Source organism: uncultured Fibrobacter sp., assembly GCF_946062555.1.
Taxonomy (GTDB): domain Bacteria; phylum Fibrobacterota; class Fibrobacteria; order Fibrobacterales; family Fibrobacteraceae; genus Fibrobacter.
In genome coordinates this window covers 18,773-28,453 of record NZ_CAMGVQ010000045.1, presented here as the reverse complement: position 1 = coordinate 28,453, position 9,681 = coordinate 18,773, and the positions used below count along the sequence as shown (strand labels likewise).

Annotated in this window: 9 protein-coding genes; 3 read left to right on the top strand and 6 right to left on the bottom strand. The window is 47.8% G+C overall.

Translation table 11 applies throughout. The features are described 5' to 3' along the window. From Q0P86_RS12340 to Q0P86_RS12330, 3 genes are all read left to right on the top strand, one after another. A partial coding sequence (locus Q0P86_RS12340) for a XamI family restriction endonuclease (RefSeq protein ID WP_295039778.1) occupies nt 1-978 on the top strand: 978 nt, incomplete at its 5' end. After that, nucleotides 978-2,513, top strand: coding sequence for an Eco57I restriction-modification methylase domain-containing protein (locus tag Q0P86_RS12335; RefSeq protein WP_295039781.1), 1,536 nt, complete (start codon nt 978-980; stop codon nt 2,511-2,513). The genes Q0P86_RS12340 and Q0P86_RS12335, both read left to right, overlap by 1 nt. An 86-nt stretch (nt 2,514-2,599) precedes the next feature. Beyond that, on the top strand, nt 2,600-2,944 hold the full coding sequence (locus Q0P86_RS12330) for a hypothetical protein (protein WP_295039775.1): 345 nt from the start codon (nt 2,600-2,602) through the stop codon (nt 2,942-2,944). Between the two features lie 340 nt (nt 2,945-3,284). On the opposite strand, the gene Q0P86_RS12325 is transcribed toward Q0P86_RS12330, so the two are convergent. Genes Q0P86_RS12325 through Q0P86_RS12300 form a run of 6 tightly spaced genes read right to left on the bottom strand, consistent with a single transcriptional unit; the run spans nt 3,285 to nt 9,679 of the window. Continuing rightward, complete coding sequence (locus tag Q0P86_RS12325) at nt 3,285-4,235, bottom strand: hypothetical protein (RefSeq protein ID WP_290994330.1); 951 nt, start codon at nt 4,233-4,235, stop codon at nt 3,285-3,287. Between the two features lies 1 nt (nt 4,236). Beyond that, entirely contained in the window at nt 4,237-6,300 is a 2,064-nt protein-coding gene (locus tag Q0P86_RS12320; protein WP_294114618.1) for an RNA degradosome polyphosphate kinase, read from the bottom strand. Between the two features lie 25 nt (nt 6,301-6,325). Then, nucleotides 6,326-7,144 (bottom strand): ABC transporter permease, encoded by an 819-nt coding sequence (locus Q0P86_RS12315; RefSeq protein WP_290935220.1) that lies wholly within the window; start codon nt 7,142-7,144, stop codon nt 6,326-6,328. Then, complete coding sequence (gene phnE / locus Q0P86_RS12310) at nt 7,141-7,944, bottom strand: phosphonate ABC transporter, permease protein PhnE (RefSeq protein WP_290935223.1); 804 nt, start codon at nt 7,942-7,944, stop codon at nt 7,141-7,143. The genes Q0P86_RS12315 and phnE overlap by 4 nt, the downstream gene beginning before the upstream one ends. Beyond that, nucleotides 7,910-8,716, bottom strand: coding sequence for a phosphonate ABC transporter ATP-binding protein (gene phnC / locus Q0P86_RS12305; protein ID WP_294114615.1), 807 nt, complete (start codon nt 8,714-8,716; stop codon nt 7,910-7,912). Before phnC ends, phnE begins: the two co-directional genes overlap by 35 nt. Before the next feature lie 30 nt (nt 8,717-8,746). Continuing rightward, the gene (locus Q0P86_RS12300; RefSeq protein ID WP_294114614.1) at nt 8,747-9,679 is read right to left on the bottom strand and encodes a phosphate/phosphite/phosphonate ABC transporter substrate-binding protein; all 933 of its coding nucleotides are present in this window, start codon (nt 9,677-9,679) and stop codon (nt 8,747-8,749) included. Nucleotides 9,680-9,681: the final 2 nt, after the last annotated feature.

The following is a 9,681-nucleotide window of genomic DNA, read 5'->3' as shown; positions in this document are numbered from 1 at the left end:
GATATTATGGCACAGCAATCAAAACTATCCATAAACAAGAAAAATGTAGACCAATGGAAAACCGATGTCCAAAAATCGGTCCTTTACTATAATGAATGGTTTTTGAAGTACGCCCCTTCAACTTATATCAAGTCGCGTCAAGAAGCAATAGCTAAAGTCGAAACGATTTTCCAGGAAACAGATTGTCTAAACACGCTTTCTGTTAACATGCTGAAGGAAGTGCCAGATGCCATTACCATTCTTCGTATGGCTACAACCCCTCCGCTTGCAAGAGACAGGCTTGTTGGTTTAGCCCACATTCCTAGAGACTTTATAAAAAAACTCGAAGAAGGAACTCTTCCAAGCAATCTTTCTGAATCGCAAGCAAATCTCATCCTTGGCAAGATAATTGCTATAGTCAATAAAATCCTTGACAAAGATATTATGCCTTGGCTCGAGAAAAAGGCAACACCTGATGAAATTGATCGACTATTGGCAAAGCAAATTATTGGAGATCGTGTTTGTGGTTCTTTAGCAGATCCTCTAATCCGCAATGAACAGGAACGTCGTCAATTAAGCGGAATCAAAAAATTCTTGATAAAAAGGGGATACAGATTCGTAGAGTCGAAAGACATTAAAGACTTTAAATCTATGGAAGAGCACACATTTACTTTTCATCTAAATGTGCCTGTAAAAAATGCTTCGCAGCAAATAAAAATGCCTATTGATGTTGTTGTCAAGCGAAAGAACTTATCAAAAAAGAAATTACCTCTTTTAATTGAATGTAAATCGGCTGGTGATTTCACTAATACAAATAAAAGACGAAAGGAAGAAGCGACAAAGATTGAACAACTGAAAAACACCTACGGCAATGAAGTTGAATTCATTTTGTATCTGTGCGGCTATTTTGATACAGGATACTTAGGGTATGAAGCAGCTGAAGGCATTGATTGGGTCTGGGAACATCGTATTGAAGATCTTTTGAAGGCTGGTGTTTGATGAACGAAGTTGAACAAAAAAGAAAATTAATGCAAGATGCACTAGACGCTCTCAAAACGCAGAAAGAACGTAATTCTATGGGGCAGTTTTCTACGCCCTATCCATTGGCGCTTGAAATTATGCGTTATATGCGAAATCTTCTTAAAAAGAAGGATGTATCATTTATCGAGCCATCTATTGGCACTGGAGTTTTCTATTCTGCTTTTTTAAATGAATTTGCAGAATCAACAAAGCGTGTTTTGGGATTCGAAATAGATTCGCACTATTACAACCCCACAAAAAAATTTTGGAAAGAAACCCCTTTGGAATTGCGACAAGCAAATTTTCTTGACCAAGAGCCCGACGACCTATTTGATATGCTTGTCGCAAACCCTCCATATGTACGCCATCACCACATAGATAGCGACAAAAAGGTACAATTACAAGAAAAAGTCCTCAAAAAATACGGAATAAAAATTTCAGGACTGGCAGGATTGTATTGTTATTTCATGATCCTTTCTTCTGCTTGGCTCAACGAGAACGGTCTTTCGTGCTGGCTTGTTCCTAGTGAATTTATGGATGTAAACTATGGAACCGCGGTAAAAAAATTCCTGTTGCACAATGTCGAACTAGTGCATATTCATCGATTTAATGCCAACGATTTACAGTTTGCAGATGCTCTCGTGAGTTCCTGCATCGTGGTATTCCGTAACAGAAAGCCCCAAAAATCCAGCAAAATCAAATTTTCGATTGGAGGAACGATAAATAAACCCAATGAAATAAGGCTGATTGATGGGTCAAACTTGAAAGCCGAATCAAAATGGACAAGCTTATTTCAAGGGAATGTCGTCAACTTAGAATCACAAGTTACCCTTGGTTCCTTTTTTACGGTCAAGCGAGGCATTGCTACTGGTGACAACGATTTTTTTATTGTAGATAAAGAGACAATCGAAAAATATGAAATCCCCCATATTTTTTTACGCCCCGTTCTTCCAAGTCCACGCTACATAGATGGAAATTGCATTAGTAGTGAAAACGGGAATCCAGTCGTTTCGCATCCCCAATTTCTTTTTAGTTGTAATCTTCCAGAAGCAATAATCAAAAAGAATTATCCCAAAGTTTGGGAGTATATCAAATTTGGCATAGAAAAAGGTGTACCCAAAGGCTACATTTGCAGTCATCGTAATCCTTGGTATTCTTGTGAAGATCGAGAACCTGCGGCAATCGTCATTCCATATATGGGGAGATCCGAATCACAGAATAAAATGTTCCGCTTTATACTAAATAAATCTAAAGCAATAACAACAAACGTTTATCTATTGCTTTATCCTAAGCCTGAATACGCCTATTGTCTCAAAAATGTTTCTTTATTGAATGAAATTTGGCAGAAATTGAATTCCATTTCAACAGAAACTTTATGTCAAAACGGAAGATTTTACGGCGGTGGTTTACACAAAATGGAACCAAAAGAACTAATGCGTACGCCCGCAAACGAAATCGCCACACTCCTAGAACCCAAGAGCAACGGTCAGTTATCTCTTTTTGCCACAGCATAAAATACACTTATACGCAAAAGAGTTTCCTCTTGCGACTGACATAGACAGGGACATTTGACAACAATAAAAATCGGAGACATCCCCCAATGGAGCTTCATTTAGACTTCAAGATTATTGCAGTCAAGAATCCCGCTAAGGAACTCATAGAACTCAATAAAAAATTTTGTAATTGCTGCGAGATTACCGAGGGAAATAACGGGGAAACTCTGTTCGACGGTTTCGACCTCCAGCCATGGGCTGTAGAGAAATTCGAAGCTATCGCCCGTAAATATGCCGAATTGAAAAATCCCCATTTCAACGACGGAATTTCTTATATCCGCAAGGGCGAGAATCCTGATGACCCAATCGTCGAGTACAACAACGACAAGACCGAAGGCCACATCTGTGTCGTGCTTGAACCGGTCGATTTTGAGTTAAAACAATTAACCTAGCAAAATTATGGCTGAACATAGCCAAACTGCTTTTGTCTAGGTGCTTTTGAACAGATTTATGTCGTTAAAAGGGAAATTTTCGATCGATATGATTTTGTCGTAGACGTCCTGGATAGCCAGAATGTCTTCTCTCGAAACAGGCTTGGGATTCGCGGTTTTCTTCTCGAAAATGCGAGGAGCAATGCCAATAGAACCGTCTTTCTCGGCATTTGCGTTAGGGATAGTGACCCCTTATTCAAAATAAAAGCGATTCACAATAAGGATTTTTCCGTTGTGAAAACATTTTAGGCGGGCCATTCGGCTCGCCTACTTTTTTTTCAGACAGTGGATTAAATTCAGTCTATTTCCCGACGCCCTCCCTGGTCTGTATCTTTGTGCAGAGTTCCTTGATGATGCCGTCGGCAAGGCCGATGGTAGGGACGATGATTTCGGTGGCCTTGACTGCCCTCGCGATAGAGATAAAGATCTGGGCCGCAGGCACAATGACGTCGGCACGGCTGGAGCGGAGGTCAAACTGTTTCATCCGTTCCTCGAAACTGAGGGAAGAAAGTTTGTCGTAAAGCTGTTCTAGTTGCGTCAGGGAAAGGCGATTATCCCGCCGCACCTTCTTGGGTACCAGACGATAAAGCTTGTTGATGTTTCCGCCGGAACCGATAATAGAAACGGGCCCCCGATTCACCATCATCATGCGGATTTCGTCGCACATGTCGTCTATGGAATCCATGTCCACCAGGCCGATGAGCAACCGCAGGGTACCGATATTGAAACTTCGGCTTCCCATGAGCAGGCCCTGGTAAATAAGGCTAATTTCCGTGGAGCCGCCACCCACATCTACGTTGAGGAAGGTCCTTTCGAGGCCGTTTTTTCGGGGAGCAGTTTCCAGGAGCTGTTCCGTGTGGTTGTCGTAAATGACCCGGGCTTCTTCTTCACCTGAAATCAGTTCAATATCGATTCCGGTACGATGGCGGATTCGGCGCAGCACTTTCTGGCCGTTGGTCGCGTCCCGCAGGGCCGAAGTGGCACAGGCGCGGTAATCCGCCACATTGTATATGTTCATGAACTGCTTGAAGGCCTTGATCATGCACAGGAACTGTTCTTCCCGTTCCTCGCTGATTTTCCCGTTCTGGAAAACGTCAACGCCCAGGCGCAGGGGAAAACGAATAAACTGCTGCTTTTCCAGGTTAACGGAGCCGTCTTCCTGGAAAGTGGCGGTCTTGATGAGCAAACGGGCCGCATTGGAGCCGATATCGATAGCGGCCAGGTTGATAGGGTTCTTTCTTGCACTTTTCATTTTACTTTTCTACTGCCTTGTAATGTTTGTACAGTTCCGCCTGGGACCTGAAACTATTGTAATTGTTGCGCATGCCCTGCTCCACGACGAGTCGGGCTTCCCGCTTGATGTCGATGTCGAAAACCGGAGAATAGACTTCGATGCGGTGGTCCAGATTTCGGGGCATCCAGTCGGCCGAACCGATAAATACCTTGTAGTCGTGGTAGCTACCGTCTTCTTCGCCCACTCCCAGGTGTTCCAGATCTACACCGTTAGCAAAGATGAGGATACGGGAATGTTCCAGGTAGCGGTCGATAATGGCGTTGACACGCAGGTTTCCGCCCAGTTCCGGCAAGGATGGTACCAAAGAACAGTTGCCACGCACCAGCAAATCCACCTTGACACCTGCCGAAGCGGCTTCGTAAATTTTTTTCACCATGCTTTCGTCGGTGACATGGTTGAGCTTGCACAAGATATAGGCCGGGTAGCCCAGGTTATGGTTGCGGATTTCCTGGTTAATGAGCCGGATCAGCTGTCGGCGCATGTCGTTGGGTGAAACCACCAGTTCCTTGAACTTGACGGACATATAGGGTTTTTCGATAAAGTCGAAGAGCCGCTCCACGTCCTTTACAATAGGCTGCCGCGCCGTGAACTGCAGAAAGTCCGTATAGGCGCAGGCGTTTCCTTCGTGGAAGTTGCCCGTAGAAATACAGGCCAGGTTTCCCTTCTTCGCCGTAATCAGCGTCACCTTGGAATGAATTTTCAGGCCTTCCACCCCCATAATCACGTGGATACCCGCGTCGGCCATTTTCTTGCACCAGTCGATATTGGATTCCTCGTCAAAGCGGGCCAAGAGCTCGATGACCACCGTCACCTTCTTGCCGTTACGGGCCGCGGCGATCAGGGAACCGATAACCTTCGAATCACGGGCGAGCCTGTAGAGGGTGGTCTTGATTCCCTTGACTTCCGGATTGATGGCGGCTTCCCGCAACAGGTTGATGTAGGCATCGAAGGAATGGTAAGGCACATGGATGAAGCGGTCCTTTTCGCGGATGACATCCAGAAGGGTGGGGGCCATGGCCCAGGCGGGCATGACCGAAGGCCACTTGGGGTATTCAAACTTCGTTCCTCTAGGAGCTTCAAACCGCGGAAACTTCATCAGGTCCTTATGGTTCTGATGGCGGCCCGAAGGAAGGCTCGCGTCCACCGAAGAAAGTTTCAGCTGTTCCAGCAATTTCTTCAGCACTTCCCGGGGCATTTTTTCGTCGTAGATAAAACGGATGGGCAAACCGTTCTTGCGGCTCCTTACCCCCTTGGCGATTTTCTGCAGCGTACCGCCCTGGATGTTGGTATCCAGTTCCATTTCCGCATCCTTCGTAAACTTGAAGGACCAGGCCTCGAAACGGTTGAAGCCGGAACCCGGGAAAAGGTAGGGCAAGGCGCAGCGGATTACATCGTCCAGGTACATGACGTAATGGTCCGTAACATTACCGGAACTGACATCGGGCAGTTGCACGAAACGGCCGAACTTCTTGACGGGAATCTCGATAATGGCATAGCCCTTGCGGCGCCCCTTCTTCTGCTCGTCCTGCTTTTTGAGGCGGACGACAAAGTGGATGGAGTCGTCGGACAGGGAATTGACTCCCTGGACCGAAGAAAGCCAGATGGGAGAAAGGTTCCCCGCCAGTTTCGAGAGGCAGTATTTCTTTACGGCCTCTTTCTGGGAATCGTCCAGATCCTGTTCCGAAAGGAGGTGAATATGCTTTTTCTGCAACTGGTTGAACACATCCGTAACGGTTTCCTTGAAGGTTTGGGCATACTTGGCGTTAAGCCTTCCGATGGTCTTTAAGGCCTGCTTGCTGCGTTCTCGAAGGTCCTTGGAATTCTTGTCCGCAAAATCCACGATACGGTTGAGAGTCGCTACGCGGACCCGGAAAAATTCATCCAAGTTATTGCTGTAAATTCCCAAAAAGTTAAGCCGCTCCATCAGCGGAATTTCCTGTCGCTGGGCTTCCGCCAGAATGCGGCGGTTAAAGAGCATCCACGACACATCCCGCTCGATGTAGTTTTCTTCTGTCAGTTTCATAATGGTTCCTTCGTTACCGTGTGAGTTAGCAGGCCCGTTGCCTGGCCTTGATGCAGATAAAGGCCCGTTCAATGCAAAAGGCAATGACGAATACGCAGAGGATGGCAAGTCCCGCCGTACCGTATTCATATCCTTCGATGTTAGTGGAGATGACATAGCCAATACCGCCAGCCCCCACCATGCCAAGGATGGCACATTCCGAGAAGTTGATTTCGAAGCGCATTCCCGTCCAGGCCACCAGTTCCGGGATAGCCGAGGGAAGAACCGCATTGAAGAATACGGAAATCCGGCTCGCTCCCGCCGACTGTAAAGCTTCTATGGTCTGGGTAGGGACCGCCTCAAAACTCTGGGCAAAAGCCCGTGTAAAGAAAGCCGTGGTGTGTACACAGAGCCCCGCAATTCCAGCCGCAGGTCCCATCCCGATACAGATCATCATCAAGAGGACCCATACCGGGGTGGGCACGGCACGGAGGAAGGAAAAGACAGCCTTGACCGAAGTGGAAAGGAGGGGGCACCGAAAAATGTTTTCTGCAGCCAGCATGCCAAAAAAGATGGAAAGGAGCAGACTGTAAATAGTGGAAAGCACCGTAATGGAAATGGTTTCCAAAAGGGCCGTACCGATGAGGTCGAAGTTCGAAAAATCAAGATGCCCCAGTTTCCAGAACACTCCCGCCACCTGAGGGACACGGGCAAGCATCTTGGACCAGGGAATATCCAGGTAAAGCATTCCCAAAATGGAGAGAACCGCCATGACAACCAGAAATACAGAGGCCGACCGATTCTTTTCGATGCAGTCGATCCTCATTTTTCCCGAGGCCGTCCTGCGGATTGCTGTTGCCGTCATTCTAAATCCAGCTCCTTGCGTAAATAGTTGGTAAGAGCATCTACAAACAGGACCATTACGGCGATAGCGAGAATAATGGTAAAGGACATGTTATACTTGAAGCCTTTCAGGTACGAAAGCAGCACAAGGCCGATGCCACCTCCCCCGACCATGCCTACCACCGTAGAAGACCGAAGGTTCACCTCGATGCAGTACAGGAACCAGGAAATAAAGCCCCGCAAGCAAGAGGGCAAAATGCCGTGGAACACCACCTGGATAAAGGAAGCCCCTGCCGCCTGCAAGCTTTCCAAATTGTCCTGGGAAATGTCGTCGATGGTTTCGGAAAAGGCGCGAACCATGAAGGCGTAACTGCTAATGCAGAGGGCGACAAAACCAACTCCCGTACCAATCCCCAAAGAAGAGAACAGGATAAAGGCCCAAACCAGAGCGGGAATGTTTCTAAGAAAGGTGGCAAAGCCGCGGACAAACTTCGGGGACCAGGCAACAGGAGACACCCGCTTACTGGCAAAGAGGGATGTCAAGAAGGCAAGGAGCGCCGCCACCGTTGTCGCCGAGAGGGCCATGCAGATAGTCGTCAGGATTCCCTGAAAAATCGCTTCTAGTTTCAGGCCCGTAGGAAGGGCTGGCGGAAAGAAATCGTCCACGATAAAGGAACGGAAATTTTCCAGGTTAAAGAATACCTCAAATGGATTGTAGCGGGTAAAGGCGGTGCTGGCCACAAACAACGCTACAATGCAGAAGAACAGGATGTTATAGAGCCGCTTTTCAGACTGCATAGGCTTGCCGCATTTTCGTTTCATCGGAGGTCCCAGCCACTAAGTTGTAAACCGAAGTTCCATAAATCCGCTCCATGGCGGTCCCGTTCAATTCTTCGGGGCTTCCGTCAAAGACAACCTCACCGGCATGGAGTCCGATGATTCGCGTGGAATATCGTAGGGCCACATCGACCTGATGCAGATTCACCAGGCAGGGAATGCCCCGCTTCTGGGCCATTTTTCTTAAAAGGTCCATTATGACCTTGGCGCTGGAAGGGTCCAGGGAGGCAATAGGCTCGTCACACAGGAGGATTTTAGGATCCTGGATAATGGCACGGGCAATTCCCACCCGCTGCTTTTGCCCACCGGAAAGGGATCCCGCCTTGTTATAGCTGAAATTTTCAAGGCCCATTTCTTCCAGAAGGTTCCAGGCGTTTTCCTTGTCCTCTTCGGAATAGAGCCCGAGGATTCCCCGGATACCCTTCATGTGCCCCAGGCGGCCGTGGAGTACGTTCTGAAGAACCGAAAGGTTATTGACCAGGTTGTAATTCTGGAAAATCATACCGATTTTAGATCGACTCCTGCGGAGTCTGCTTCCGCGAAGGGACGCCACGTTTTCACCGTCGAAAAAAACGTTCCCTTCTGTCGTAGAAATCAGCTTGTTGATAGACCGCAGAAGGGTAGACTTTCCCGAGCCCGAAGGGCCGATGATGGATACAAATTCACCGGGCCTTATGGAAAGGGACACGTCCTTCAGGGCACGGACCCCGTTCCCGTAACGTTTCGTCACATGGTCGAATCTTAAAATCGGTTCCATAAAATATTATAACCTTGCCAAATTTTCCGATTACTGGCTGATGTTGCGGTTAAGGGTCACGATTGCGGCGTAATCATCCTTGGAAGAGGGTACAAACCGGGCGCTAGGCACCTTGATGACCTTTGCGAAATATTCTGCATTGTCGTAGGCCGTCAGGAACTTGACGAGTTTTGCCTTCAGTTCCGGAGAAACCGTTTTGCCAACGGTCATGGCTTCGGCAGGAATCGGAGCCGAGGAGTGAATAACCTTTACAGAACCCTCAGCCGCATTGCCGTTGGCAATTTCCGAAGCAAGGATCTGGTCGGAAATGGGGACAATATCCACATCGCCCTTGATGACCGCCTGGAGGCCGGCCTGGTGCTTACCGGAAAAGCTCACTGCCTCGAAAAACTTCCCGTTGGTGTGAATCAGGTCGGAGTTCAGTTTTTCGTCGTTAAACACATCCATGATCTCAGAAGTAGGCACCAGGTTTCCCGAGGTGGAATTCGGGTCCACAAAGGCGATTTTCTTGCCCTTGGCATCACGGAGGGTGTTAATCCTTTCGTTATCGCTCTTGGCGATAAACACGGAGCGGTAAGTGGCCAGGGTCTTGTCGCCCTTCGGGGCCTTCATGACAATGGGTTCAGCCCCGGCGCGTTCCATGGCGAGGGCAACAGAAAGGGCCCCCAGGTAAGCCATGTCGGCCTTTCCCGTACGAAGGGCCTCGATAATCGCATTGTAGTCCGTGGCCTGAATTTCCTTTACCTCCACTCCGAGAAACGCTCCAAGATCCTTTGCAAGGCCGTTACGGGCATCGGTACTCTGTTCCGTAGACTCGTTTGGCGCGTAGGCGATGGTGAAGTTTTTTTTTACCGATTCTCCGCTACATCCGCAAATGTAAATGGCGCAAATCGCAAGAACCATAGTCGCTATGATTCCGAAAACCGCGTAGTCTTTTTTGTTAGAAATCCTTTTGGTATTCATGA